The organism is Paenibacillus taihuensis, from assembly GCF_003386535.1.
In the GTDB taxonomy this organism is placed as follows: Bacteria; Bacillota; Bacilli; order Paenibacillales; family Paenibacillaceae; genus Paenibacillus_Z; species Paenibacillus_Z taihuensis.
In genome coordinates this window covers 73,680-100,609 of record NZ_QTTN01000024.1, presented here as the reverse complement: position 1 = coordinate 100,609, position 26,930 = coordinate 73,680, and the positions used below count along the sequence as shown (strand labels likewise).

The window sequence follows — 26,930 nt, the reverse complement described above, 5'->3', positions numbered from 1 at the left end:
CTCTTTGGCTCGAACTGCTGGGTTGCCGCCGATGTAGATACCTTGAGCACTCTCTTACTCCAATGTAGTCCACTAAACAAGCTACTTTTGCGTCGTTTGAGCGGAATTCCACCCATGTAGTCCACTAGACCAGCTACTTGCGCTCTTTTGAGCGGATTCCCACCAATGTAGTCCAACTAACCAGCTACTTGCGATCGGATAGCGATTGATGAAGGGTAACTACCACCTTGACGAAAATCCGCCAAAGCAGGGTACTGGGTACCACTCCTTATGTCGTTTCAACCGAATTCCGGCCAATTTGTGGTACTGGGTACCACTCTTTAAGCCGACGGCACTTCGAACACGCCTGCGGCACCCATGCCGCCGCCGACGCACATGGAGACGATGCCGTGACCGCCGCCGCGGCGCTGCAGCTCGTGGATCAGGGAGACGCTGAGCTTCGTCCCCGTGCAGCCAAGCGGATGGCCGAGGGCGATTGCGCCGCCGTTCACATTGACGAGCTCGGGGTTAATCCCGAGCCGCTCAATAATCGGCAGGCACTGCGCCGCGAAGGCTTCGTTCAACTCGAACAAGTTCACCTGTTCGAGCGTGATGCCAGCGCGCGCCAACGCCTTAGGGATCGCCTCGATCGGGCCGATCCCCATCACCTCCGGCGCGACGCCAGCGACGCTGTACGCGCGGAACACCGCGAGCGGCTTCACGCCGAGCTGTTCGGCGCGTGCGCGGCTCATGACGACGACGGCCGCGGCGCCGTCGCTCATCTGCGAGGCGTTGCCCGCCGTGACGGTGCCTTCGCGCGCGAAAGACGGCTTCAGCTTCGCGAGCACCTCCGGCGTCGTGTCCGCGCGCACGCCTTCGTCGCGGTCGAACTCGAAGCTGCGCGACCAAGGCCGGCCGTTGTCGTCAACGCCTTCGCGCTGCACATGCAGCGGCACGATCTCCTCCGCGAAGCGTCCGGCTGCCTGCGCCGCTGCCGCCTTCACATGGCTCGCCGCAGCAAAAGCATCCTGCGCCTCGCGGCTAATCCCATACCGCCTCGCCACCTCCTCGGCGGTATGCCCCATGCCCATGTACACCTCCGGCATCGCATCGGCAATGCCGGGATGCGGCGAAAGCTTGAAGCCCGTCATCGGGACGTGGCTCATGCTCTCGACACCTCCGGCGAGCACGACATCGGCCTCGCCGAGCCGGATGCGCTCCGCTGCATAGGCAATCGCCTGCAAGCCGGAGGCGCAAAACCGGTTGACCGTGACGGCCGGCGTCGTCACCGGAAAGCCCGCATACAGGGTCATGATGCGGGCAAAGTTAAGGCCTTGCTCCCCTTCGGGCATCGCACAGCCAATGACAACGTCCTGCACATCCCCGTATGTAAGTCCGGGGACGCGATCTACCGCCGCGCGCAGTACCGCGCGGCCTAAATCTTCGGCTCTCGTGTCGGCAAGGCTGCCTTTCTTCGCCTTGCCGACAGCCGTTCGAACCGCCGACACGATGACAGCGTCGAGCGGATGGTTCGCTTCCTTTGCCATAGGCGGTCACCTCCTTAAGATAGTTGCTAGTTACGCAGCGGCTTGCCAGTGGAGAGCATATGCCGCATCCGCGCCTGCGTCAGCGGCTCGCCGCACAGGCTGAGGAACGCTTCGCGCTCCAGATCGAGCAGGTATTGCTCGCTCACTTCAGCCCCCGGCGCAGCGTCGCCGCCTGCGATAACATGCGCCAGCTTGCGGCCGATCTTCACGTCGTGCTCGCTGATCTGCCCGCCGAGCCGCATCGCCTCCACGCCAAGCTGCAGCACCGCACGCCCTTCACGTCCCACGACGCGAATCCGCGTACTCGCCGACCCAGGCGCCACATAGCCCGCCTGATCCAGCTCGAGCACACCCCGCTTCGCCTCCGCCACTCGCGTTTCGTCGCGCATCACCACACGATCCGCAGGCCGCATCAGCCCGGTGCGGTGTACGTCGTAGCCGCTTGTCGACGTCTTCGCCATCGCGATCGTCTCGAACAGCGCATTCACATGCGGCTGCAGATCACCTAAAGCCCCTGCTCGCGCCGAAGCCATCACCGCTGCTTCCTTACAACCGCCGCCGGCCGGGATCAAGCCAACTCCAGTCTCGACGAGCCCGAAGTACGTCTCCGCCGAGAAAATAATCCGATCCGCAGGCAGGCACGCCTCCACCCCGCCGCCAAGCGTCATCCGATGCGGCGCTGCCACGACCGGACGATCGAGCCGCTTCAAGGTCAGCATGCTGTTTTGGAAGAGGCGGATGATATCGTCGACCTCGTCGAAGTCGCCATTTTGGGCTTCCATCAGCAGCATCATCAAGTTCGCGCCAACACAGAAATGCCGACCTTCATTGGCAAGCACAAGTCCGCGCCAATTACGGCTCACCTCATCCGCGCTCTGCCGAATCGCGGTGAGGATATCTCCGCCAATCGCATTGTTCGGCGAATGGAACACAAGGCACGCGACTTCGTCGCCGAGATCGAGCAGCGAAGCGCCTGAATTGCCGAGGATCGTTCTGCCAGCACGCTTGAGTGCAGCAAGCGAGATGACGTCAGGCTGCTCTTCCACCTGCCGGTATTCGCCTCTGTCGACATAAAATCTGCGCAGTCCCTCTTCCTTGTAAAAGCTTTTATTTCCCGAAGCCAGCCACTCACTAAGCCACCACGGTATGTCGTCGCCCTCCGCCCGCATCCGCTGCACCGACTTCTCAAGTCCGATTGCATCCCAGAGCTGGAACGGTCCAAGCTCCCAATTGAAGCCCCAGACGAGCGCTTTATCGATGTCATCGATTGTATCCGCTACGACCCCGAGCTGCCGCGCCGAATAGAGCAGCACTGTCTTCGTCACCTGCCACGCGAACTTGGCGTAACGGTCATTCGTGTCCGTGAACAGGAGTGCTTTGAGCTTGCCTGCGGCGCCTTTTGCCGTCTTCGCGGCCTCGATGACCGGGGAGTTCACGCTGCTTCGAGGCGCGTACGTCATCGTGTCCAGCTGCAGCGTTTCGATGTCGCTGCCTCCTCCTGAACGTTTTATTTTGCGGTAAAATCCGCTGCCCGCTTTCTCGCCGATCCAGCCTCGAGCCACAAGCGCTTCAAGCTCCGGAGGCCGTACAAAAGCTTGCTGATCCTCACTGTCCTCGCTCCGCTCCCGCACATTATCCACCACATGCAGCAGCGTATCGAGTCCGACGAGGTCCAGCATGCGGAACGTCGCCGTCTTCGGCCGCCCCATCGCGGGCCCGGTCAGCGCATCCACCTCATCCACGTTCAGCCCGAACTGCTTCATCGCTGCAAAAGTCGTCATCATCCCGTACGTGCCAATCCGATTGGCAATGAAGTTGGGCGTATCCTTGGCGATTACGACGCCTTTCCCAAGCTGGCGCTCGCAGATCGCAGACAGCCTTGCCATGACGACGGGCTCCGTATCCGGTCCGGCGACAAGCTCGACGAGCTTCATATGGCGAGGCGGATTGAAGAAATGGGTGACGGCAAAATGCTTCCGGAACTTCTCGCCGCGCCCCTCCGCCATCGCGCTTGCCGACAAGCCCGAGGTGTTGGTGGAGACGAGCGTTTCCGCGCCGAGCCAAGGTTCAATCCGAGCGAATACGTTCTGCTTGATGTCGAGCCGTTCCACGACGGCTTCGACGATCCATTCCACATCGGTCAGCTTGGCGAGGTCATCCTCCAAGTTGCCGGCCGTAATCCGCGATGCAAAAGCAGCGTCGTACAAAGCAGCCGGCTGCTGCGTCGTGATCCTCGCGATGCTCGCAGCCGCAAGGCGGTTGCGCACCGCCGGGTCCTGCAGCGTCTTGCCCGCGCGCTCCTCCTGCTCCGTCAGCTTTGCCGGCGGAATATCGAGCAGCAGCACGCTGATGCCCGCATTCGCAAGATGGGCGGCAATCCCCGCTCCCATCACACCCGACCCGATAACCGCCGCGCGGCTAATGCGGGTTCCTGGCGCTTTTCCTCCCACATGGCTCCCTCCTTTAAAGTTAGGTCGAAAATGCTGCGAGAATATTTGCGGCGAATCCGCCTGTTCTCTCGGCAGCCGGCGGACCGGCTCAGAGTTAGCGAGAGAACGTATGTGTGCTCTCGGAGGTAAAATCCAGCCGTCCGCTTCGCCTTGGCTTCGTGAGAGATCCTTTTGGGATCTCTCAGGGCCGATTCGGCGCGTTCACGCCGCTGAGAGTGCCGAATCGGATCTCTCAGCGGGAAAAAGCAGCCTTCCGCCTCGCTTTGGCTTAGGGAGAGACCCTTTTGGGATCTCTCATGAGCGATTCGGCGCAGTTTCGCCACTGAGAGCACCGAATCGGGTCTCTCAGCGGGAAAAAGCAGCCTTCCGCCTCGCTTTGGCTTCGTGAGAGACCCTTTTGGATCTCTCATGGCCGATTCGGCGCGTTCACGCCGCTGAGAGCACCGAACCAGGCCTCTCAACGGAAGCGCCACACTCGTGCCGGCCCCGCCGCCCTCACCCAAACACGCTCTCCGCCAGCAGCTCCGCGACGTCGCGCGCACGTACCGTCTTCTCCGCATCGAGCAGCTTGATGCCGTCCTCCATCATCGTGAGGCAGTACGGGCAGGCCGAGCCGATGACCGTTGGCGATGTCGACAGCGCTTGCGTCGCTCGCGCTTCGTTCACCCTCACGCCGCTGCGCTCCTCCATCCACATGAGGCCGCCGCCTGCGCCGCAGCATAGACCATTTTCGCGATTGCGCTCCATCTCGAGCATCTTCACGCCTGGAATCGCACGAAGCAGATTCCTCGGGGCATCGTAAATGCCATTGTATCGGCCCAAGTAGCACGAATCGTGGAACACGACTCGCTCCAGGACCGGATGCACCGGCTTAATCAATTGCTGCGCGACGAGCCGCTCAAGCAAAGTGGTATGATGCTCCACCACGACCGACTTGCTCAGCCCAAAATCCGGATACTCATTCTTGAACGCATTGAACGTATGCGGACAGATCGTCACGACACGGCGCACGCCGTATCGCTGGAGAGTGGCGATATTTTCGCTGCACAGCGTCTGGAACAGCAGCTCATTGCCCAGCCGCCGCGCCGTATCGCCGGAGTTGCGCTCCTCCCCGCCAAGCACGGCAAAAGGAATGCCTGCATGCTGGAGCAGCCGCACGACGGCGAACAGCACTTTGCGGCTCCGCTGGTCGTAAGCGCCCATCGTTCCGGCCCACAGCACCAGCTCCGGCCGGTCATCCCCGCCTCGCTTCGCAGCCTCCTGCATCGTTGGCACTGGCGAAGACGCAGCCTCCGAGCTGTTGTACGCCGAGAGCCACGCTCCCCGCTCCGCGCGCGGCAGTCCCCATGGATTGCCCTGCCGCTCGATATTGTTCATCGCACGCTGTGCCTCTGCCGGGATTTTGCCTTCCGTCAAGACGAGGTAGCGGCGCATATCGATGATTTTGTCCACGTGCTCATTGCCTACGGGACACTGGTCCTCGCAATTGCGGCAGGTCGTGCACGCCCAAAGTTCCGACTCCGACATGACGTCGCCAATCAGCGCCGCATCCGCGGGAGCGGTGTCGGCGCGCAAGCTCCACGCCCCTTTTTGCGCTGACATCGTCGGTTCGATTGTTGTCTTGGCACCGGCACTCCACAGCACCGGCGCATCGCTATGCATCACATGCGCGCCAACCGAACCACCGCCTCCGAAAGCCGGCACCCAAGGCGACTTGGACGTAATCGCAGCGCCTTTCTCCGTCAGGTGATCACGAAGCTTCGTAATGAGATGCATCGGCGACAGCAGCTTGCCGGTACTCGCTGCGGGGCACACGTTGGTACAGCGCCCGCACTCGACGCAGGCATAGAGGTCGAGGAGCTGCTTTTGCGTAAACTGCTCAATCGCTCCGACACCGAACGACTCCGCCTCTTCGTCCTCGAGATCAAGCGGCGCAAGCTTCCCAGGCGGCGAACGGCGGCGCAGCCATAGGTTGACCGGAGCGGTCAGAATATGAAAATGCTTCGACTGCGGCACATACACGAGAAACGACAACAGCACCGCATAATGCAGCCACCAGAATACTTCATAAAGCATACGGCCAGCACTCGGCGCAACGCCTGCGTTATCCATCGCCTCAGCGATAGCCGAGGACACCGGAGCATAGCTCACGTACAACGAGGCACCGCCGGCAGGCGCGTCCTGCAAGCGGTTAAAAGCTTGCGTAAGCAGCACCGTCAGCATCAGACCGCCGATAAACCACAGCACAATAGAGGGCTTCCAGCCTCTTTTCAGACGGCGAAGCCGCTCCACATATCGCCGGAAGCCGCCGTAGAGCAGAGCCAGCAGCACGAGCGATACGGTCAGTTCCTGCGTATACACGAACCAGTGATAATCCAGAAAAGGCAGCGGTGATCCGCTGATTCCCTCCCAAATGATGTCCAGCGCGCCAAACTGTAGCACGATGAACCCATAGAAGATGACGAGATGCATGAGCCCGCTTCGAATGTCCTTCAGCAGCTTGCGATGGCCGAATACCTGGTACACCCACTCCAGCCCTCTGCGTGCCTCGGTGCTTGTAACCGCCTCCGATGCAAGTGCTGCATTTGCTGAAAATGATGAGAGATGCGCCTTTTCCTTACTGTCACTGTCACTGTCACTGTCACTGTCACTGTCACTGTCACTGTCACCCTCGCTGTCGTCATACTCGTCACCAGCTTCGTCATAATGCTGGGCACCTCGCTTAGGCGATGCTTGCCGGCCAAGACGGATGTAGCCTACTCTCCTGCTCACAACGAGGTAAAAGCACACGATCGCCCCTGCCGTCATCCCTGCAAACAGCAGCCACCGCAGCAGCGCAGCGAGCGGATGCGCGCTTAAAAACCCCACAAAGATCCCTCCTTTGGAGCCGTTTATGCCTTGGATAACGGGAGTGGTTCAGTATATGTCCCTCCTGCCGGGAACATGCGGATAGGCACCTGCCGCGGGGCGCGGCGGCGGTCTATTTCAAGGGCCAAGTTCATAAGGTAACACTAGTCGCAAGCAAACATGGAGGGCTTATTTTATCGTATTCGGCCGCGGTCTTGCGGTATGACTGATGCGGTCAATTAACGATTCTTACAGGAGGTGCAATGGGCCGATGCAGCTGGTCGTTCTGATAAAGCAGACGTTCGATACGGAGGAAAAAATCGAGCTTGTGAACGGGACCGCATCCGAGCAAAATGTGAAGTTTATCATTAACCCCTATGACGAATACGCGCTGGAGGAAGCGCTTCGGCTGCGCGAGGCGCACGGCGGAACGGTCACCGTCGTCTCCTGCGGGCCGGACCGGACGGTAGAAGCGCTTCGCACGGCGCTTGCCATGGGAGCGGACGAGGCGGTGCTCCTGTCCGCCGACGGCTTGCAAGGAGATGACGGCTACGCCGTAGGCGCAGCGCTCGCCAAAGTGGTGGAGCAGCTGAAGCCGGACCTGCTGCTCGCCGGGCTGTTCGCCGTTGACCGCGGCGCGGGCAGCGTGGCGCTGCAAATCGCGGAGCGGCTCGGATTGCCGCAAGCGGCGGCGGCGCTGAAGGTAGAGGTTAAAGATGCCGGCGCTGGCGGAGGTGCGGACGGAAAAAGCTTAAGCCCGAGCGGGGCTTCGTGGGCAGGCGGCGGCGTGAAACAAGTCGCTGTCGTGGAACGAGACACCGAATGGGGTGCGCAGACGGTGGAAGTCCCCCTCCCCGCTCTCATCACGGCGCAGCAGGGGCTGAACGAGCCGCGGTATCCGTCGCTGCCGGGCATTATGAAAGCGAAGAAGAAGCCGCTGAAGCAGATCAGCGCCTCGGAGCTTGGACTCGCGGCGGACGATCTCGCGCCGCGTACGGAGCGCGTAGCGCTGCAAGGGCCGCCGGTTCGCGCGGCGGGACGCAAGCTTGCCGGGACGCCGCAGGAGCAGGCTGCCCAGCTGGCGGATCTCCTTCAGCGCGAAGCCAAATTGTTCTAGAGAGGAGGCATTAACGCGATGAGCGATACCAATACAGGGAAACAAACGGCACTCGTCTATGCCGAGTGCGCGGAGGGCAGCCTGCGGCGCGTGGCGCTGGAAGCGCTCGGCGCCGCGCGGCTGCTTGTCGGTGACGGCGGCAGCGTGCACGCCGTCGTCGTTGGCGGCGGAGCGTCCGCGGCGGCGGCACTTCAAACAGCCGCCGCGGAGCTCGCCGCGCGCGGGGCGGAGGTCGTCCACGTGGTTGACGACCCCGCCCTGGCGGGCTTTGCGCCCGAGGCGTACGCCGCCGCCATCGGCGCCGCCGTTGCTGCGGTGCAGCCGAGCATCATCGTGCTCGGCCACACCGCGGCGGGGCGCGAGCTCGCGCCCCGCGTGGCCGCCGCCGTAAGTGGCGGCCACATCGCGGATGTGACCGCCGTCGACGTGGCCGCAGGCGGCGGCGCAGCCGCGATCTTTACGCGCCCGCTCTACGCCGGCAAGGCGTTCGAGCAGCGGCGGTTTCTCCCCGGCGCACCGCAGGTCATCACGGTGCGCCCGAACAACCTGCCCGTCGCGGAGCCGGTCGCTCCCGGCAGCGAGGGCACGGTCGCGGCGCTGGCGTACTCGGCGCCGCCGCTGTGGACCATCGTCCGCGATGTCGTTCGCAAAGCGAGCGGACGGATCGATCTCGCCGAGGCCGACATCATCGTCTCCGGCGGCAGAGGCGTGCGCAGCGCGGACGGCTTCGCGCCGCTGGAAGAGCTCGCCGCCGTCGTCGGCGGCGCGGTTGGCGCATCTCGAGGCGCCTGCGATGCCGGCTACTGCGACTACTCGCTGCAGATCGGTCAAACCGGCAAAACCGTCACGCCGAAGCTCTATATCGCCTGCGGCATCAGCGGCGCGATCCAGCACTTGGCGGGCATGAGCCAATCCCGCGTCATCGTGGCGATCAACAAAGACCCCGAAGCGCCAATCTTCGGCGTCGCCGATTACGGCATCGTCGGGGACCTGTTCGAGGTCGTCCCGCTGCTAACCGAGCAATTCCGAGCTCTGCTAGGGAATCCTGGCAGCTGATTCGCTCAACTCTAAGGAACCTCAGACATCTTATTTGCCCCAAATCGCGTCCTTTCAAGTTGTAAGGAACTCCACACACGCTATTTTGCTAAATAACGCCTCATTCAGGCCTAAAACGAGCAAATAGCGTTGCTGGAATTCCTTACAATCTCTGATGCCCCGATTTCATGCAAATAAGCGCGCTGGAGTTCCTTAGCCGCCGATTTCGAATTTCGAATTCCGAATCTCAAACTTCGCCTCTCACAGTCGAGCCAATCAAAAAAACCAGGCCCCTACCGGCCTGGTTTTACTCTTTTCCATATCCAATTGAAGCTCACAACCACGACGCTATACACCGCGAGAAGCATGACAGCGCAAGCCAAGTAGCCGATCCAGCCGACATTCGCAGCCAAGAAGTAGCTATCGTGATAAGCGAAGTCTTGGGGCGCTCGATTCCGATATTTGATATACAAGTTAAGCGCGAAGTAGATGAGCCAAGGCATGGCCAGCGCTAGTACAGCACCTCTCGCAAACTGCCGCAATGACACCCCGCTTCTCCCCCATCACTTCATAATCTGCATCGAATCCACATGCCACGGCACCCCGCTCGAATACGACAGGATAACGATACTATGCTTAATGAAATACACCAAGCTCGGTACAAAAATAGAAATAAACAGCATAACGCCAGCCACAACAGTAATCACCGTTCTGCGCTTCTTATGCCTCATTTCTTTCTTATAGAGCGCCGTTCCCGCGAGGCGATCGCCAAGCTTCAGCTTCCGCTTGATCAGCACTACGAAAGCAAGCTCCAGAGGCCACACGAACACGAAGAGATTCCGAAGCGCAAGCCGCCGGAAGCCGCTTCGCTCCTCTGTTCCCTCCCGCAGCACACGAAGTCCGTAAATCCGTTACTCGCTCCAATACACTTCGACCCGCCTAAACCCCGTAATTTTTAAAATCTATCTCCAGAAACCGTGCCACTTCCGGCACCCAGCGATTTTCTACAAAATCGACATGAACTGGATGCGCGTTATAAGTTTCGTAATCTGCCTGGTTATCGAACACCATAGAGAAGCCATATCGATAGTCGTTCTTCGCGCTCACTTGGTTGAACGCTTGGAAGTTACGAACCACTGGAATCGACTTCAGCAACCGCTCGCCATCCTTCAGAAACGTCGCTGCCTCTGCCGAATCTGCCGCATGCTTCAAATCAAAAATCACCATATGCTGAATGCTATTGTTATCCATCTACTCTTCCTCCTCAAATTGTTTGAATGAATATCTCACTCGCCTCATACGTCTCTTACTATGTTGTATCCTTCGAAAATAGCAAAATCCCTTCCCGCTTCTGCCAGCCTGACCGCGCCCAGAACCGGGCTCCGATCTCATTGTCCTCCAGCACGAAGAGATGGCACTTCGCTATGCCGGCTTCACGCAGTCTGCCCAGCGACAGCTGCACCAGCTGTTGTCCAATGCCTCTTCCGCGCTGGTCTGCCGAAACGGCCACATGATAGATGAACCCGCGTCTGCCATCGTGACCGCCTAGTATTGTGCCTAGCAGTTCACCTTCTTCCTCGCAGATGAAGCTGCAGTCCGGATTACGCACCAAATACGCCTCTATTTCTTCCCTGGAATCGGCGCTGCTTAGCACCATCCCCTCGGTCTTCATCCAGAGCGCATACGCTGCCTCGTAATCGCCGATCGTCATCTCCCGATAGATTAGCTCCATAACCGCCTCACCTCCACCAGTTGCTCCCCTTCGAAAGCCGCTTCATACAGATCCGGCATCGTCGTGCTGCGCCAGAATGCGTAATCGTATTGCTCGTCGAACGCATTCAGCAGCATCGCCATAATGTTGCCGTGCGTCCCGATAACGACGGTCTGGCCGTGATGCTCGCGCAGCAGCTGCTTGATGACCGGCAGTGCGCGTTGCTGAGCCCCCTCGAACGATTCGCCCCCTGGAAGCGCTAGATGCTTGTCCTTGAAGGAACGCTGAATCGCACCGAGAAAATGCTCGCCGGCAAGCGGATACTCAGGACCATGCAGCCTGCGCTCCCTTAACTCCTCGAAGCATGTAACTGACAAGCCGCGTTCATCCGCCAGCCCTTGCACCGTGAGCACAGCCCGCTGATATGGACTTGAGACAACAGCGTCAACCGTCACATCACGCAATATCTCGCGGGCTCGGCTAACAGAAGCTTGTCCCCGTTCTGTCAGCCCCCGCCTCCGGTCGTTCTCCGGCTCGAATGGTCCGGCGGACTCTGCGTGTCTGACGAAGATGAGTTTCGTTCGCGCCACAGCATCCTCTCCCCGGCGAATGACATGTTTCACTCATTATATGCGATTTCGAGCGGCGGTGTATCCGTTTTTTTACGCCATACCTTCCTGCAAATGACGATCAGAATAACAGCTGTAATCGCGCCAATCAAGTTCATCTGCATATCGCGCTCGGAATCCCAAATGTCCCCTTGCATACCGAGAAAGTCGCTGCCTTCCTTCTTGGGCGCGTAAATAGCAACATACATTTCCCCAATTTCGTAGAGCGCACCGAAGCCGACCAGTACCCACGGTGCAACTAGATAAGCCCACAAACGGCGCATTCTCGCTACTCGGATAAGCAGTTCAATCGTCGGAAAGCTGAGCAGCAGCCCAAATCCGAGATGGACGATCCGGTCATACATGTTCCGCTTAAAATGAAACAGCGATTTCATCCAGCGATCCACCGGCGTTTCGTGGTACGCATAGTGAGCACCGAATGTATGAAGCACGATAAGAAGCAGAATGAACGTATAGGACAGCGTGCTGAATTGGAACCAGCGGTAGCTGACTGCGAGCACGATGATCGCGGCAAAGTTCAACATATTTTCCATCCACCAGTCGAGCGCTTTATTCGGATGGATCGCGAGCAGCACCCAGAAGATGACGAACAGAACGAGCTCGATGTGCAGCACATGGTTGCGGCGAAATGGCAAATTTACCCCTCCAGTTTCTTTACAAACATACCCGTTGACAATTGCCCCTTCTGGGGAGTATAACAAGAATAATTCGAAATTATGAAAATTCTACTGACGGGAACACGCGCATCGCATGAAGGCATCCCCCAGAGAGCCGGTATCTGCTGAAAGCCGGCGTTTGCCAATCGTTGCTGCATCCTCCCCGAGAAGCCGTGCCGAACATCTTAAAGTAAGCACGGACGGAATCCGCCGTTACACGGAGCGCGTATGATAGTACGTGACAAAGGAGCCGTAATGCGCGGGGTCCCAGCAAGTGAGCTGGACAGGCATACGGAATTAGGGTGGTAACGCGAGATTAATCTCGTCCCTTTCGGGGCGGGATTTTTTATTTGTTTAGGGCGATATCGTTATGGGAGAAGAAAGGAGCATGAAAGCTATGGGTACGGAATGGGATTACAGCGGCACGCACACCGTTGGACTGACAGAGATCGCGCAGGCGCAAATGCATGTGAAGGAAGTGGCGGCACGGACACCGCTGCAGCAGAATCGGGTGCTGTCCGAGCGGTACGGCTGCAATGTACTGCTGAAACGGGAGGATCTGCAGGTAGTTCGTTCGTTCAAGCTGCGCGGCGCCTATCATCTGATTAAATCGCTGCCGGAAGAGCGACTGCTCCGCGGCGTCGTCTGCGCCAGCGCAGGCAATCATGCACAGGGCGTTGCGTACTCCTGTCATTCTCTCGGCATTCCGGGCAAAATCTACATGCCGAGCACGACGCCGCGTCAGAAGGTCAACCAGGTCGCGTTCTTCGGCGGATCTGACGTCGAAATCATCCTGACTGGCGATACCTTCGACGATGCGTTCAACGAGGCGATCAAAGTAAGCCGCAAGGATGACCTGGCCTTCATCCATCCATTCGACGATCCGAAGATCATCGCGGGCAACGGAACGATCGGCAAAGAGATCATGGAGGCGGTTGATTCCGCGCCTGACTATGTGTTCGTTACAATCGGCGGCGGCGGTCTTGCTGCCGGTGTTGCCGCATACGTGAAAGCCGTATCCCCGAGCACGAAGATTATCGGCATCGAACCGGAGGGCGCGCCATCGATGCGCGCGGCGCTGGACGCCGGCGAAGTGCTGACGCTGGATACGATCGACAAGTTCGTCGATGGCGCAGCCGTGAAGCGGGTCGGCGAGCTGACGTTCCGCATGTGCCGCGAGATGCTCGACGACATTATTATCGTGCCGGAAGGCAAAACATGCACGGCGATGCTCGATCTGTACAACGAGAATGCGATCGTCGTTGAGCCTGCAGGCTCGCTGCCGATTGCCGCACTCGACCTGTACCGGGACCAGATTGCCGGCAAAACCGTCGTCTGCGTCATTAGCGGCGGCAACAACGATGTCGACCGGATGCAGGAGATCAAGGAACGGTCGCTCGTCTTCGAAGGGCTGAAGCATTATTTCATGGTCAACTTCCCGCAGCGTGCCGGTGCCCTTCGCGAGTTTCTTGATGAAGTGCTTGGACCGGACGACGACATCACACGGTTTGAATATACGAAGAAGCATAACAAGGATAACGGCCCTGCCCTCGTCGGCATCGAGCTGAAGAACCGCCAAGATTATGCGCCGCTTGTAGAGCGGATGAATAAGAAAGGGCTCAATTTCTTAGAGCTGAACAAGGACCCTGTCCTGTTCAATTTGCTTATTTGAGACAGGCTTCATTACACGCCCGGCTGCTCCCCTAAGGAGTGGCCGGGCTTTTTCGTGCAAGGTTTAGCGTCATTTCGGGGAATCCTGATAGTAATTCATGAAACGTATGGAACATCCGATTCGTAAATGGAGGGGCAAGCACCTGCTTCGCTAAATATGCTGAAGGGCTTGGTTGGATTTTTATACCAGCTTGCATATAATGGAGAAGTCTGCTCGTCCGCTGTGCCCGAATCGAGGATGCAAAGGGGATTCAGACACATGCCTAAACGATTGTTTTCTCGCGAAATTATATTGTTCTCCGTCATTCTCTTCTTCGTCGAATTCGTACGCGGGGCTGCGCTGATCAGCTTCCTGCCGATTTACGGGGAGAAAATTCTCGGTTTATCGCTCGATATCATCGGCATTGCGATAACCGCCCACTACTTGACCGATACCGCGCTGAAGATGGCGATCGGTTATCTGCTCGACCGGTTCTCGATTCGGTTCGTCGTACATACCGGCTTGTTCATCTCGCTCATCGGCATCTTTCTCGTCCCTTTCGCAGATATGCCTTGGCTGTTCATCGTCGCTGCCGCGTTATACGGAGTCGGCATCTCGCCAATCTGGATCGTCTGCTTGACGAAAGTGTCGGATGACCGGCGGGCGATGCAGATGGGCTTCCTCTACACGATCTGGTTCGTCGGCATCGGAGCGGGACCGATCGTCAGCAACCTGCTGCTCGATTACAGCAAGTCGTTCACCTACTACCTGCTGCTCGGATTCGCGCTGCTCTGCTGGCTGTTGTCGCTGTTCATCAACAACACCAAAGCGACTGGCGCAGCAACGTCGCTTCCGCCTCGGGAGCAGTTCGTCATCTTGAAGGATCGGCTACGCCATATGCGGCTGCTGCTGCCTGGCATGGTGCTGCAGACGATGGGCGCTGGGATGCTCGTTCCGATTCTGCCGAGCTTCGCTGAGAACAGGCTTGGCATGAACGGCGCGCAATATTCGCTGCTTCTGACAGCTGGAGGCGCCTGCACGGTGCTTGGCCTCATTCCGCTCGGCCGATTATCGGACATCCTTGGCGGCAAGAAGTGGTTTCTTGTGCTCGGATTCGTCTTCATCGGCGTCTCGCTGTACATGCTCTCCCTCGCGCCGCCGATGTGGGAATGCATTGTGCTGACCGGCGTGCTCGGCCTCTCGTATGCAACGCTGCTGCCCGCGTGGAATGCGCTGCTCGCCAATTATGTGCCGCCGAAGCAACAAGGACTTGGCTGGGGAATCTTCTCCACTGTTGAAGGCATTGGCGGCATGATCGGCCCCGTTGTCGGGGGTACGCTTGCGACTTGGCAGGGCCAGTCCACGGTGCTGTGGTACAGCGGCATTATGTATGCCGTGATCGGATTTTTCTATATATGGTTTCCGTTCCGTGCGTTTAGAGATAGAGAATAGCGCGTACGGCTATAAAGGATGGGCAAGGGGAGAGTTGTACGCATGGAGCATCTTGAAGAATGGATTCGCTCGCTGAAAAATATGGATCTTGAGCAAATGCAGCGCACGCTGGAGAGCTACAAGGCATACGGTCCTCTGCCGGGCATACTGCTGCCGCTCGCGGAATCGTTCCTTCCGGTGCTGCCGCTGCTTGTTTTCGTCGCCGCCAACGCCAATATATACGGACTTTGGCTAGGCTCTCTTCTATCCTGGGTCGGCGTTTGCAGCGGCTCGCTCCTGCTGTTCTGGATTTCGCGCAAGCTCGGCGGGCATCTTAGCGGCTGGATTCGCCGCAAGTTTCCGCGTGCCTCGAAGCTGCTCGTCTTTATTGAAAAGCGCGGCTTTACGCCGATTTTTCTCTTCGCCTGCTTTCCTTTCTCGCCTTCCGCACTCATCAATATCGTCTCAGGTCTTAGCCGCATTTCGTTTGGCTCCTTCGTCCTCGCGGTTCTGCTCGGCAAAGCCGTCATGATTCTAAGCGTATCCGTGCTCAGCTTCGACATCGGCGAGTTGACCAAGCAGCCGTGGCGGGTTATTCTTGCTCTTGTGCTGTTCGCCGTGATGTGGCTGGGCGGCAAAAAGCTGGAAACACGCTATCATCTGAAATAATGACGGGCGAATAATGCTGCGAATCGAGGACCTCTGCCATGATGAATATTATTGCTACTACTATTGTTTTTGTCGTTGTCTTAGGCCTTGTTGCCGCCATGATCTTCATGGTTCGCATCACAGGCGATGATTCCGGCAAGCATTCCGAATTGAAGCAGTTCGCGGAAGCGCTCCTGGGCGGCGGCTCGTCGTCGCAAGCCGCAAGCAAAGAAACGCCTGATGAGCAGCAGGTAGTGAACAGTATCGCCTTGCAGGCGGCAGCGAAGCAGCCCTTCTCGGAGCCGTGTCCCGCCTGCGGTGAGGCTATCACGCATCAAGACGTCGACTGTCCATCCTGCGGACTGCGGCTGCTGTAATCTCGGCTTGGAGCTGGTCGCTTTACGTTCTCCGCTACATAGTTTCTCCTCGCTCGTGGCACACTGAGAAAGGAATTTCAATCTTTATGACCTTTTGATCAGGAGGCCACCCTATGTCAGGCGAACAACCTTCCCACTTGCAAGTGAAAGCGAGCAAGGCGCAGTCGAAAGCAGATCGAACAGGAGCTGGCAAAGCCGAAGCGAGCAAGGCGCAGTCTACTGCCGACCGTGCCGCCGTTCCGAAGCATGGCCTGTAAGCAAGGCTCGGCTGACCGATGAGATAACTCAGGAGGAGAACGTGATGAGTGAACAATTAGGCCATAACCATATGGCTCCGATGTCAGGCGAGCCCGTTGAAGTGAATGGTGTCTATAAGAACGAGCTTGGCCGCGAAGAGCATCTGAAGCGCAACGGTGTGTTCCCCGCTGACCCGACGATCGGGTCGACGGAATGGGAGCTCATCCAGCTTGATTTCGATAATCACCATGAAGGCCAGACAGACGAACGGCTTACGCCGAAGAAAGAAATTACGCAGCATGAGGCGCATCTGCAGCATCCGCGCAGACATCCGGAAGATGTAGATAAATAACGGCAACACCGCATAAACGATAAACGCCCTTGTACCTTTCAGCGACGAGCATGGATACTTTGCTCGGCCTCGAGGATACAAGGGCGTTTTGTCATGTTTATGGATTATTGTTTATGGATTAATGTTTATTGATTATAGTGTTGCTATTGCAGGCTCAGCTCTGCAGCACCTTCACGCTGCTGCACCCGATCCGCGACTTTATCGAGTCGGCGCAGATGATACCCGTACTCCAGCATAGCGGATGCGACGAACACAAGGCGCTTGTTATGCCCGTGTTCGTCATGCAGGTAAGATGTCAGCTGCTCAATGAGCCGATCCTCCCGCTCCTGCTCGGGCTCGATGGTTGCGAAGGGCTTCATTTTGCCGGCCAGCTTCAGCAAGATATGCTCGTGATACTTCGCAAGCTCCTCGATCTGACTATCGAACCGCTTCGCCCACAACTCCGCGTCTGCCGCCGAGAAATAATGCTCCTCCACGACCTCCAGCAGATCGACGCCTTTATGCAGCGCCTTAATGAGATGCTTGGACAGAATAAGCTGTCTTGCCCGCGCCGCCTTCCGCTTCGGCAGCAGTGACCGCTCTTCCTCGAACAGCAAATACGACTCATCCAGCTTGCGCAGGATTCCTTCCAGCCTCTCCTTCTCCTTGCGGTGCACATCCTCCTTCATCTCATTCGAGATGGCAAGGCGCAGCAGGAGCGACAGCTGAATATACGCTTCCTGGACCTGACCGATGAACTGCTTGCGCGGACGCGGCGGAATGATGAGCGTGTTCACGGCAAAAGCGGCAGCCATGCCTGTCAATACCATGAGGACGCGGTCGAGCGCGAACGACCAGCCATCCTGATTCGCCTCCATGACCGCGACAACGGTGACCAGCGTCAGGCCAATCGTGCTCTCCATCCGCAATTTGATGCTAATGAGGATTACGATAATACATACAAGTCCGAGCGAGATTGGAGCTGTCCCGATCAAACGGACCGCCGCCAGCGCGACGACGGCGCCGAGCAAATTCGTCTGGAGCTGATCCACAATTTGCTGCCAGGAACGGGATATGGACGGCTGAATCGTGAAGATCGATGCTACGGCCGCAATGATCGGCGATGGAAAGCCGAGCATATTGCTGAGATAGACGGCTAGCGCGACGGCAAGTCCCGTCTTCAGAACTCGTGCGCCAATAGTCATTCCACACCGCTCCTTTGTTCAGACTGGGAATGGGATAGCATGATGGCCGTCTCGGCGACAGCAAGACCATTCACGACAAGCGTCAATCGGTGCATCCCTTCATAGTGCTTGCGCGTCGATAAGTCCTTCCAGCTTAGCTTCTTAGCGCCTGAGAAGCTGGTTCCTGGCGCAGCTTTCTTGTCGGTGACGAGAAATCGCTTCTCCGACACTTTGCCGCCGGATTTCACATAGAATACGCCAAGCTCCACACGCAAGCGCAGCAGTTCCTGGCTTGAAGACGGGCGCAGGTACACATCGTAACGCAGCTCGCTGTCCTCGCCAATGCGTGCTTCCTCCTCCATTGCCCGGAGTGACGCATGCTCGACGAAGCCCTCCGCGTCCGCGCTATGCTCCTCATAGCCGAACAACGCCATAATATCAGGGTCCGCCGCTTTAATAAGCGTGCGGCAGCCATGTCGGACGATCCAGTCCGTAGCGGGATCACGGCCGATCCATCGCTTCGCAATTTCCCGCACAACGGCCGGATGATCCTTCGCAATATCGTTCAAATTATTAGCGACGCTCTTGCGTACATATAGCGCCGGGTCGCGTTTGAGCAGCTCAAGCAGCGGAATGATCGGCGACGGGTCGCGCTTGTACATCGTTATCGCTTGTGCCCACGGCAGACGGGGTCTGCAGCCTTCGCTGGCAAGACGGCGCACATGCTCGTTCGGATTAAGCACCCATTCCATCATGCGCGCGAGGGTGCGCTCTGGCGCTTTCAGCAGAAACGCCCTAATCGCGAACTCGGCAGAGGACTGCACCGTGAAGCGTTCCAGCGCGTCCAAGGAACGGTCGTGATGCTGCTCCTCAAGGCCATATACTTCAACAAAGTCAGGGAAAAATAAATACGGGAAGCCTGCGCATTGCTTATGAATGGCAAGCAGCACATCGAGCGCTTCCGGATATGTAGCAGGCAAAGTTGCCCCAAGTGCTTGCGTTATGCGCCGAATTCGGCTTTTGAGCTCCAGTGCCTCCCAGCCGTCCGCCGTGACAAGCCGGATAAACGCCTCTTCCTGAAAAGGTGCCCACGCGGAGGCAACGCGCGCTGCAAACTGCCGCAGAAACGGCAGGTCGTACATTGCTTTTAACGGTTCAGCCATATGTTGTCTCTTACCTCCTTTCGTTATTATAGCCGATTCTGCTGCAAAAAGAAGTTGGCGGGCTGGTCCGCCGCCCCTTATAATGAGTGCAAGTCAGAGGAGGAGACACATCATGTGGATTTTTGCAGTTAACGAACGCGCCGGCAGCGGCCGCGGGAAAATCATTTGGAAGCTTGTTGAAACCGAGCTGCAGCGCAGGAGCCTTCCTTACCAAGCCGTCATTGCGGAATCGGCTGAGGCTGCGTGTCAGGAAGTGCGGAACTTGCTGGAACAGAATCGCCGCGGGGGCTCGAGTGACAGCGATCTTTCGCGCTCGGATGTGAGAGCGGTTACAATCATTGGCGGCGACGGCACGATCCACAGCATCCTGCCGGCACTTGCGGGCAGCGCTGTTCCGCTCGGCCTTATTCCGTCCGGCTCGGGCAACGATACGGCGCGCGCGTTCGGCATTCCGAAGCAGCCGCTTGCCGCGCTGGAGCGCGTGCTTCAAGGGCAGGCCGTGCCGGTCGATCTCATCATGCTCGGCGGTGACGATGATTGCGGCGGGGTTCAGCCTAAGAAGCCGATCTTGACCGCGCTCGCTGTCGGCTTCGACGCTGCAATCGCCTCTGCTGTGAACCGCTCCTCCTATAAGAAGCTATGCAACAAGCTTGGCGTCGGCTCTCTTGCCTACCTCATTGCCCTTGTCCACATGCTTCTCACTTACCGTCCTCGTCCGATGATAGTGACGATAGACGGCAAGCCTCATGTGTACAGGCGCGGCTGGATGGCCGCGATTTGCAATGTGCCCGCCTACGGGGGCGGGCTGCGGATCTGTCCGGAGGCATCGCCGTCCGATGGCATGCTCGACATCTGCATCGTGCATACGTGCACGCCGCTGCAGCTGCTGCGTCTCTTCCCGACGCTGCTGACGGGCAAGCATGTCCGGCTGCCGTTCGTAACGATGCTGCGCGGGCAGACTGTCTCTGTTGCCGCAGAGTCTATGCCGGGTCTAGATCCGATTTCCGCATTCGGCGACGGAGAACCTGCGGGGCAAGTCCCGCTTCATGTGAAGCTTGCTTCAAATCGGCTGCTTTTGGTGAGATAATCTTTGAACCCTCTCAGGATTCCGATATAATAGGGCAGAAGGAGCTGAATACATCATGAAAATAGTAAAAGAATTTAGAGAGTTCGCCGTCCGAGGCAATGTGCTCGATCTTGCTGTCGGGGTTATTATTGGCGGCGCGTTCGGGAAGATCGTGACCTCGCTCGTCAACGACATTATTATGCCGCCGATCAGCAGACTGATGGGCAGCGTCAATTTGGTAGATCAATTTATTGTCCTAAAGAATGTGGACGTTCGTCCTGAGACTTTAGCGAAGGCACAAGCCGCTACCGTGCCCGTCATTGCATACGGCAATTTTATTAACGTTGTCCTCGATTTCACCATCGTCGCTTTCTGTATCTTCATGATCGTGAAGGGCGCTAATGCTTTGCGCCGCATCGGCACCAAGGAGCCTGAGGTCGTCGCAGCACCAGAACCGACCGAGAAGGAGTGCCCGTACTGCTTGACGAAGATTCCGATCAAAGCAACGCGCTGCGGTCACTGTACTTCGCATCTGACGGAGCCGTCCGACGACCTGCAGGAAGGCTTGGCTTAATTCTATGACGGCTGCGCACGGGGAAGAACAGTTCGACTACTACGACGAAGCGGGCAACTGGCTTGGCACGGCCAGCCGCGGCGACGTGCATGCGCGCGGGCTGTGGCACCGCTCCATTCATTGCTGGCTGGCACGGCGGGACGGCGAACGCAAGCTCGTCCTGTTCCAGCAGCGCAGCAGCGATAAAGACACGTTCCCGAGCCAATTCGACATTACCGCAGCCGGCCATCTGAGCGCCGGCGAAACGATGCGGGATGCCGCTCGGGAAATCGAAGAAGAGCTCGGCGTTCGCGTACCGTTCGATGCGCTCCTCCCTCTCGGCGAAGCCCGCAAGGAAGCTGCGGGCTTCGCCAAGGGTGCGGCCTTCATCGACCGCGAGGTGAGCGAGGTGTTCGGCTTTATTTACGACGCGCCGCTCGCTTCGCTAACCCTGCAGCCGGAAGAAGTGGCTGGGATTTACGAAGCCGATCTCGAAGCGATGATTGTCTTGTTCGAGGGGCAAGCGGATCACGCAGCGGCGGCCGGTTTCCGACTTGGCCATGATCAGCAGCCGATGATTGAGGCTTCAGTTCAAGTGAAGGCTTCGGATTTCGTGCCAAGGCCTTCCAGCTATTATGCCGGCGTATTCCGCGCTTTACTGCTCGCGCTTTGAGCAGTAAGGCGCTTTTTTTATGCCCTTTTACTCGAATCGCGGGCTTCTGAGACTTCGGCTGCGGCACGGAAGCGATACCAGCCTCCGTTCCCCCTCGCCCTGCATTCACCTGACCCGTTGCACGTTCCCAGTTCGTATACCATTGATCGATCAGCCCATGGATTTTGTAAAACATCGTAGTGGCCGGCGCAATGTCGAAGTCGTTCAATGCTTCTTCGTTAAACCATCTCGCCGCCTCCTGGTGGATGCAGCCGTGCAAGTTCGTGCCTTCAATAAACAAACCGAGCTGATCCAGCGTCGCGAACGATTGCGGGTTATTCACCACGCGGGCTTCTGCCGCCCGGTTATAACAAGAGGCGCCCCGAATCACCTCGGGCACGCTCGGCCAAGCCGCTACAAGCTGCGGATCGAAGCCTTGCGCGTTATACCACTGCAATACTTTTCGAATGAAATACCGGTGGAATTGCATGAACTGCTGGCCATAACCTGGCGGCAGCAAAGCTGGATTATCGAAGTGATGCGCATGGTGCCAGCGCGCATGCTCATCTAGTAAGGCTTGCGGAAAATTCGGTATAAACGGCATACCAAGTCACCTCCGTAGTCAGATGTCCATTACTTCAGCTTATGCCGCCGCGCTGGCATCGGTTCACAACAAAACAGGCCATCCCACTATTCGTGAGACAGCCTGCAGCAGATACAGCCGGTTCGCCATTCAAAATCAGAATACATTGTTGCAGTTGCCCATGGAGACACAAATATCAAACGTAATCCGTACATCACAGCACTCGCCAAACACACACGCAATTCGTACACATGCATATCTGCCTTGGTGGAAGAAACAAACGACCTCACAGTTGTCGCCGAGCAAAGAATTGACGAGCTTACGGTTTCTGCAGCGGATACCGCGTACGAGCTTAGCTGCATTCTCAGGGCTGCGAAGATGACAGAACAGATTGGAAAGATCTTGACCTGCCTCCTGGATACCTTCGACAGCACCGTCACGACGATTGCAGCATTGGCTGCGGCCACTACGCATTCCTTCGTTGGACACGCGCGCATTACGGGAACGCGTACGCACTGCTTTCACGTTACTCACTTTCAATTTAGCTGACACTAGATTTCCTCCTCTCGAGAGAACTACCATACTCTATGAGTGGAGAGATAGATTGGTATAAGGCAAATTACCACCGCTATTGGCACAACCTGCATTCTGCTGTTTGCGCGCCGCCCGCGCCCTGACCCGTAATTAGCCTGGATAAAAGGCTCTTGGCGGAGGTGTGGAGGGGCAAATGCCAGTGCTGGAAGCAGACCCGTGTTCGTTTCTGCTATTCAAAATCGAAGCCGTTCTGTCTCTTTGAGCTGAAGCTTATATTTCTTCTTCAGATAACGTCCCAGACTGACCCCACTGTTTTTAAAAGCAGCGTTGACCTTTAGTGATGAGCGATTCTTCATTTGCAAAATATAGTAGTCTTCCGCATAAGACTTCCCAATCCTAATCGTTATGTATCCAAATTTCTTCTCTGTTACGGCCTCGATCCATTTCATTTCTTCTATGCCGTATTCGCGTTTAAAGAAATAGAATGTTGTTTTAATAACCTTATCATCGATGATTTTAATGCTCGAAGCGGAACCATATACCAAAGAAACTACCATGAAGATCAATCCGACAATCGCAAAAGCGTGGCTCGTGAACGACATCAAAATGGAGAATGCTAGAAGAACGGCAGTTTGCACTATGGTTGTTTGCAAAGGTCTAAATATCACAAGTCGCGGTCCCCTTCTAAAAGAAAACGCGGTCCCGATCTCTCGGAAACCGCGCCTTTGTGTTGTTATGAGCTAATTTACCCCTGCCTCGGCTTAAGAGAAGTATAGGTTATTGCACACCGAAGGTAAATACCGCATCCGAGTCAGGCGACAAACTGTTGTAATCCCGGATCGAGTCTACGCCATTGCTGGTGAACTTGATCGTTCCAATCTTGCCCGAATCGAGAGACGGCACTTTCAACACAATCGTTTGCCCATCCAGAGAGCCTTCCGTAGGATTGACTGCTTTGCCATCCACTACGATGTTGAAGAAATTCGTTTCATCCGTGTAGCCCTTGATTGGCTCGCTGAACGTAATCTTGATATACGTTCCTTGCGCATCTACTTTCGCAATCGAGGGAATGGCATTAGCCGCACTTGAAGCGGTATAGATATAGACGCTGCTGTTGTCAGAGTCCGCAAGCGCGGCCCCTTGATCGTCCACGATCCGACCGTGATTCGAATCGTATTCCAAGCGGTAGCGCTGATTCGACTTCAGAGGATCCAGCCGGTCCGCGTTCAGATACACCGTGATCGCCTTGCGGTCCGAAGACAGAACGTAACTCGCGTTGCCGCTGGAATGAATGTCGACTTCGTCTCCGCTGGACACTTCGTACAGCGAGAAGCCTCCCGATTTATCAAGCCGAACCGGCTCACTGAACTGAATCTCGAACGTGTAGCGGTCCGACGAGACGATCTTCGTGACGGCAGGCGCTTGATTGGAGGTCGACGTTCCCGCGAACACAACTTGATAAGGCTTGGAGTCCTCCTGCGTGCGGATAGCGTTCCAGCCCGCCGCGTCCTTGATGTTGTCCTTGAAGCGCAGACGATATGTTTTACCGGACTTTACGTCGTCGTCCAGATAAAGAGTAACTTCCGTCACGATGCTGTTCGTGTTATTCAGGCTATCTCCGGTGATGCCGATCGTCGAATCGTCGTCACGCAGAAGAGAGAAGCCCGACTCGTTGACGCCTCGAACAGGCTCGCTGAATGTGACCTTAATCGCTCTGCTGTTCAACGCCGACACTTGCGTGACGTAAGGAACGTCGTTTGCTTTCTCCGTGCCTGGGAATACCTTCTGGTCTGCCCCATCCTTGGTGACCAAACCAGGCAAATCAGAGATGCGGCCGATATAGACATGCCCAGCGACGAACAGGGAAGGATTGCCCGATTTGTCCGTCCTCTTCTGGATCACAACCACGTTATTCGTGCCGGACTTGCGGACAACGTATTCGCTCCACCCGCTCGTGTCGACGTCTCGGTTATTGTCCTTCAGGATCGTCAAGTCGAGAGAAGCGACCTCGGAGTCGGATAACGCACGGCTGAACGTGGCTTGCACCGTGTTCTGATTGACAACTTCGAGCTTCTGAAGCTCGATCGAGTCTGCCGTTTCGCGGTCGCTGCCGACGAATTGAATGCGCGTATCCGCAGCGATCGCATTGCCGCTCAGGTCATACACTTGATTGATGGTGACGGAATAGACCCCGCCCGGTGTCTGTGCGTTGGTCGTGAGCGTGACCGTCTTCTTCGCATCGTCGTATACCGCGCTCTTCACGTCGCCGAGATTGCCGCCCAGCTTGTAGTTGCTCGCGCGGTTCGCCGTACCCGCATCCAGACGCTCGCTGAACGTTAGCACCACCTGGCGCGCTGCCGCTTGAATGCCGACAACGGTCGGGAGAGTATGGTCGACGAAGCCGCCGAAATACAGGTTCGTCGCCTTATCCATCACGTTACCCGCCAGGTCAGAGATCCCTTGAACCGTTAAGGTATACAGCACGGCATCCGTCTGCTTCGTCGTCGTCAGAATAACCGCGTCTCCATCAGCCTCAAGAATAACGTTGGTTACTCTGAGATTGTTGTTGATCGTGTAGTTCGAACCTTGCTTAGCCTGATCCGCGTTGACCTTCTCGCTGAACTGCACTTCGATGGTCGAATTGCTGAGCACGGTTACGGATTGGATATAAGGCTTATCATGATCGTTCGTGCCTTTGAAAACAACATCTCGCCGCGTGTTCATGACGTTGCCAGCCAAATCGGCAATACCCCGGATCGTCAGCTTGTATTCCTTGCCATTCTCTTGTTCGCCCGTGTACAGCGTAACCGTTTTGCCGTCGCTAGCGAGAATCGCACGAGTGACGCGCAAATCGTTATTGATACTGTAGTTGCTCACGTCGCGAGCGTCGCTTGCGTCGACCTTCTCGTTGAAGACAACCTGAACTGTCGAATTGTTCTGCCCAGTGACAGACACAACAGTCGGCTTCGAGCCGTCGAGGTCGTAGATGCCGTAGAAGTACAAGTCGCTCCGGGAAATCATCGTGTTGCCTGATAGATCCTTCACGCCGGATACGGCCAGCCGGTACTGATAGCCGTTCTCTTGCGTGCTCGTCGTGATTGTGACCGTGCGGAGATCGCTGGATAACGTGAAGCCATTGAGATCGAGGTTACCGGTAACGATGTCGTAATAGTTCGCATTCTCTGCCGAGGAGCGGCTAACCTGCTCGGAGAACGTCAGCCGAATCGTGCGAGCTCCTAGGCTCTCGACATTGGTGATGGTAGGGCGAGTGGTGTCTGTGTTGCCCGTTCCGCCGTTGTTATCCCAGATGGAGTAATAACGCCAGCCCGTTCCGTCCACCGTAAGCGTATGGTAAACATACCCGTTCTGCGGCCCGGTCGTGATATAAACGATCTTGCCATCCGAGGACAGAAGCGCTGTCTTGATCGCAACAACCGAGCCCTGATCGTCCCTTAGCGAGAAGCTGGACAGATTAACCGAGGTGACGGCTGCTTTCAAGTTAACTTGAATGATGTTGTTACTCAGCGGTTGAACAGTGCTCACCTGAAGTTTTTGCGGGTGCTGCTGCTGATAAACGGCATATGCGGCATCGACGAGCTGCCCGCGGGTAGCAGCTAATTTGTAATTGCTCTGGTAGGAGATAAAACCGTGATCGAGCGCGGCACTGACCGAGCCCCTAGCCCAAGGGGAAACGAGGCCTGTCACCGGAGAGCTGCCGCTTTGGTAGCCATAGGCACGAACCAGCACGACAGCCAGCTGCTCCACGGTTACGTTAGTGGCGGGAGAGAACTTGCGCAAGGCGGTTCCTGTCATGAGCCCCGCCTGATTTACAGCCTCGACTTCGTGAAAGGACCATCTTGACTTCAACACGTCGTCAAAGCTCGCCCTCGCCGGGTCGGTGTCCGCCAGACCCCAAAGCCGGTACAGCACGGCGGCGAACTGTTCACGCGTCATCGATAGATTAAGCCCCGCGCTTCCATCCCCAAGTCCCATGAAAACTCCTTGGTCCTTCAGTACCTCGAACTTATCTTGCGTGGAAAGCGACTCCGCACTTGCAGTGATAGCGGGAATCGCCAGCGTCAACAGCAGCCATACGATCAGTAATTTCCGTACTACAGTCATGCACTAACCTCCATTTCTGCGAGCCATGAAGACCCGCTGCGTTGAATAGCTGTTATTTAAACGCAAGGGGGTTACGAAATGTTGCGGCGACAAAATCAAGTTAGGCTCCTGTCAAAACTCGCAGTTTTCCGCGAAAATACTAGAAAAACCAACACTAACCCCCCCTTTCACAAAGGGTTTTCAAATCTATTCTCTATCGCTACCAGAGACATTATGTAGCATTTTGTTGAGATTCAGAGAATGAATATTTTTAAATTTATTTTCAGGTAACGAAGACGAGGACGCAAAAAAGCGCGGTCCCCGACCTCTCGGAAACCGCGCATGATTGAATTATAGTGGTGCTGGTGAAGGGAATCGAACCCCCGGCCTACGCATTACGAGTGCGTTGCTCTGCCCCTGAGCTACACCAGCTTACCTTACGATGATA

Annotated in this window: 26 protein-coding genes and 1 tRNA gene; 12 read left to right on the top strand and 15 right to left on the bottom strand. The window is 57.0% G+C overall.

Going from position 1 to position 26,930, the window contains the following annotated elements:
• Positions 1–320 precede the first annotated feature (320 nt).
• From A8990_RS19350 to A8990_RS19340, 3 genes are all read right to left on the bottom strand, one after another.
• Positions 321–1,526, bottom strand: coding sequence for an acetyl-CoA C-acyltransferase (locus A8990_RS19350; protein WP_116190691.1), 1,206 nt, complete (start codon positions 1,524–1,526; stop codon positions 321–323).
• 26 nt (positions 1,527–1,552) lie between these two features.
• Complete coding sequence (locus A8990_RS19345; RefSeq protein ID WP_281272514.1) at positions 1,553–3,976, bottom strand: 3-hydroxyacyl-CoA dehydrogenase/enoyl-CoA hydratase family protein; 2,424 nt, start codon at positions 3,974–3,976, stop codon at positions 1,553–1,555.
• A gap of 495 nt (positions 3,977–4,471) precedes the next feature.
• Entirely contained in the window at positions 4,472–6,784 is a 2,313-nt protein-coding gene (locus A8990_RS19340; RefSeq protein WP_116190697.1) for a (Fe-S)-binding protein, read from the bottom strand.
• A gap of 310 nt (positions 6,785–7,094) precedes the next feature.
• Between A8990_RS19340 and A8990_RS19335 the strand changes: the two genes are divergently transcribed.
• Complete coding sequence (locus A8990_RS19335) at positions 7,095–7,940, top strand: electron transfer flavoprotein subunit beta/FixA family protein (RefSeq protein ID WP_116190690.1); 846 nt, start codon at positions 7,095–7,097, stop codon at positions 7,938–7,940.
• Positions 7,941–7,958: 18 nt separating this feature from the next.
• Positions 7,959–8,996, top strand: coding sequence for an electron transfer flavoprotein subunit alpha/FixB family protein (locus tag A8990_RS19330; protein WP_116190689.1), 1,038 nt, complete (start codon positions 7,959–7,961; stop codon positions 8,994–8,996).
• 272 nt (positions 8,997–9,268) lie between these two features.
• Here the strand turns inward: A8990_RS19330 and A8990_RS19325 are convergent, their stop codons facing one another.
• From A8990_RS19325 to A8990_RS19300, 6 genes are read right to left on the bottom strand one after another with little or no spacing between them, the layout of a single operon-like run.
• Positions 9,269–9,523 carry a hypothetical protein gene (locus tag A8990_RS19325; RefSeq protein ID WP_147306834.1) on the bottom strand — a complete coding sequence of 85 codons (255 nt, stop codon included), beginning with the start codon at positions 9,521–9,523 and terminating at the stop codon, positions 9,269–9,271.
• 15 nt (positions 9,524–9,538) lie between these two features.
• Positions 9,539–9,868 (bottom strand): hypothetical protein, encoded by a 330-nt coding sequence (locus tag A8990_RS19320; RefSeq protein ID WP_116190687.1) that lies wholly within the window; start codon positions 9,866–9,868, stop codon positions 9,539–9,541.
• A 46-nt stretch (positions 9,869–9,914) separates the two neighbouring features.
• Positions 9,915–10,226, bottom strand: coding sequence for a Dabb family protein (locus A8990_RS19315; RefSeq protein WP_116190686.1), 312 nt, complete (start codon positions 10,224–10,226; stop codon positions 9,915–9,917).
• 58 nt (positions 10,227–10,284) lie between these two features.
• Positions 10,285–10,707, bottom strand: coding sequence for a GNAT family N-acetyltransferase (locus A8990_RS19310; protein ID WP_116190685.1), 423 nt, complete (start codon positions 10,705–10,707; stop codon positions 10,285–10,287).
• Entirely contained in the window at positions 10,698–11,276 is a 579-nt protein-coding gene (locus tag A8990_RS19305; RefSeq protein ID WP_181909674.1) for a histidine phosphatase family protein, read from the bottom strand. Before A8990_RS19305 ends, A8990_RS19310 begins: the two co-directional genes overlap by 10 nt.
• A 29-nt stretch (positions 11,277–11,305) precedes the next feature.
• Positions 11,306–11,950 carry a DUF2238 domain-containing protein gene (locus tag A8990_RS19300; protein ID WP_116190683.1) on the bottom strand — a complete coding sequence of 215 codons (645 nt, stop codon included), beginning with the start codon at positions 11,948–11,950 and terminating at the stop codon, positions 11,306–11,308.
• Between the two features lie 409 nt (positions 11,951–12,359).
• On the opposite strand from A8990_RS19300, the gene ilvA reads away from it, so the two are divergent.
• The 6 genes from ilvA to A8990_RS19275 all read left to right on the top strand — a co-directional run bounded on the left by ilvA (position 12,360) and on the right by A8990_RS19275 (position 16,667).
• A complete protein-coding gene (gene ilvA / locus A8990_RS19295; protein WP_116190682.1) occupies positions 12,360–13,643 on the top strand; it encodes a threonine ammonia-lyase IlvA in 1,284 nt (427 codons plus the stop codon).
• A 258-nt stretch (positions 13,644–13,901) separates the two neighbouring features.
• The gene (locus A8990_RS19290) at positions 13,902–15,074 is read left to right on the top strand and encodes an MFS transporter (RefSeq protein ID WP_181909673.1); all 1,173 of its coding nucleotides are present in this window, start codon (positions 13,902–13,904) and stop codon (positions 15,072–15,074) included.
• 42 nt (positions 15,075–15,116) lie between these two features.
• Positions 15,117–15,722 (top strand): TVP38/TMEM64 family protein, encoded by a 606-nt coding sequence (locus tag A8990_RS19285; protein WP_116190681.1) that lies wholly within the window; start codon positions 15,117–15,119, stop codon positions 15,720–15,722.
• A 38-nt stretch (positions 15,723–15,760) separates the two neighbouring features.
• Positions 15,761–16,078, top strand: coding sequence for a zinc ribbon domain-containing protein (locus A8990_RS19280; RefSeq protein ID WP_116190680.1), 318 nt, complete (start codon positions 15,761–15,763; stop codon positions 16,076–16,078).
• A gap of 113 nt (positions 16,079–16,191) precedes the next feature.
• Entirely contained in the window at positions 16,192–16,335 is a 144-nt protein-coding gene (locus tag A8990_RS31625; RefSeq protein WP_181909672.1) for a hypothetical protein, read from the top strand.
• A gap of 44 nt (positions 16,336–16,379) precedes the next feature.
• Complete coding sequence (locus A8990_RS19275; RefSeq protein WP_116190679.1) at positions 16,380–16,667, top strand: transposase; 288 nt, start codon at positions 16,380–16,382, stop codon at positions 16,665–16,667.
• 143 nt (positions 16,668–16,810) lie between these two features.
• Here A8990_RS19275 and A8990_RS19270 read toward each other — a convergent pair whose 3' ends face one another.
• Positions 16,811–17,851, bottom strand: coding sequence for an FUSC family protein (locus A8990_RS19270; RefSeq protein WP_116190678.1), 1,041 nt, complete (start codon positions 17,849–17,851; stop codon positions 16,811–16,813).
• A complete protein-coding gene (locus A8990_RS19265) occupies positions 17,848–18,993 on the bottom strand; it encodes a DNA alkylation repair protein (RefSeq protein ID WP_116190677.1) in 1,146 nt (381 codons plus the stop codon). Before A8990_RS19265 ends, A8990_RS19270 begins: the two co-directional genes overlap by 4 nt.
• 112 nt (positions 18,994–19,105) lie before the next feature.
• On the opposite strand from A8990_RS19265, the gene A8990_RS19260 reads away from it, so the two are divergent.
• The 4 genes from A8990_RS19260 (at position 19,106) to A8990_RS19245 (ending at position 21,835) form a co-directional block, all read left to right on the top strand.
• Positions 19,106–20,080 (top strand): diacylglycerol/lipid kinase family protein, encoded by a 975-nt coding sequence (locus A8990_RS19260; protein WP_116190676.1) that lies wholly within the window; start codon positions 19,106–19,108, stop codon positions 20,078–20,080.
• Between the two features lie 55 nt (positions 20,081–20,135).
• The gene (mscL, locus tag A8990_RS19255) at positions 20,136–20,633 is read left to right on the top strand and encodes a large-conductance mechanosensitive channel protein MscL (protein ID WP_116190675.1); all 498 of its coding nucleotides are present in this window, start codon (positions 20,136–20,138) and stop codon (positions 20,631–20,633) included.
• A 4-nt stretch (positions 20,634–20,637) separates the two neighbouring features.
• Positions 20,638–21,285, top strand: coding sequence for an NUDIX hydrolase (locus A8990_RS19250; protein WP_116190674.1), 648 nt, complete (start codon positions 20,638–20,640; stop codon positions 21,283–21,285).
• Positions 21,286–21,442: 157 nt separating this feature from the next.
• A complete protein-coding gene (locus A8990_RS19245; RefSeq protein WP_147306833.1) occupies positions 21,443–21,835 on the top strand; it encodes a hypothetical protein in 393 nt (130 codons plus the stop codon).
• A gap of 168 nt (positions 21,836–22,003) precedes the next feature.
• Here the strand turns inward: A8990_RS19245 and A8990_RS19240 are convergent, their stop codons facing one another.
• The 4 genes from A8990_RS19240 to A8990_RS19225 all read right to left on the bottom strand — a co-directional run bounded on the left by A8990_RS19240 (position 22,004) and on the right by A8990_RS19225 (position 26,914).
• Positions 22,004–22,399: a hypothetical protein gene (locus tag A8990_RS19240; RefSeq protein ID WP_116190672.1), complete on the bottom strand. Its 396-nt coding sequence runs from the start codon at positions 22,397–22,399 to the stop codon at positions 22,004–22,006.
• A gap of 215 nt (positions 22,400–22,614) precedes the next feature.
• On the bottom strand, positions 22,615–23,049 hold the full coding sequence (locus A8990_RS19235) for a hypothetical protein (RefSeq protein ID WP_116190671.1): 435 nt from the start codon (positions 23,047–23,049) through the stop codon (positions 22,615–22,617).
• 109 nt (positions 23,050–23,158) lie between these two features.
• On the bottom strand, positions 23,159–26,503 hold the full coding sequence (locus tag A8990_RS19230; protein WP_116190670.1) for an Ig-like domain-containing domain: 3,345 nt from the start codon (positions 26,501–26,503) through the stop codon (positions 23,159–23,161).
• A 336-nt stretch (positions 26,504–26,839) separates the two neighbouring features.
• Positions 26,840–26,914 (bottom strand) — tRNA-Thr (locus A8990_RS19225).
• Between the last annotated feature and the right edge of the window lie 16 nt (positions 26,915–26,930).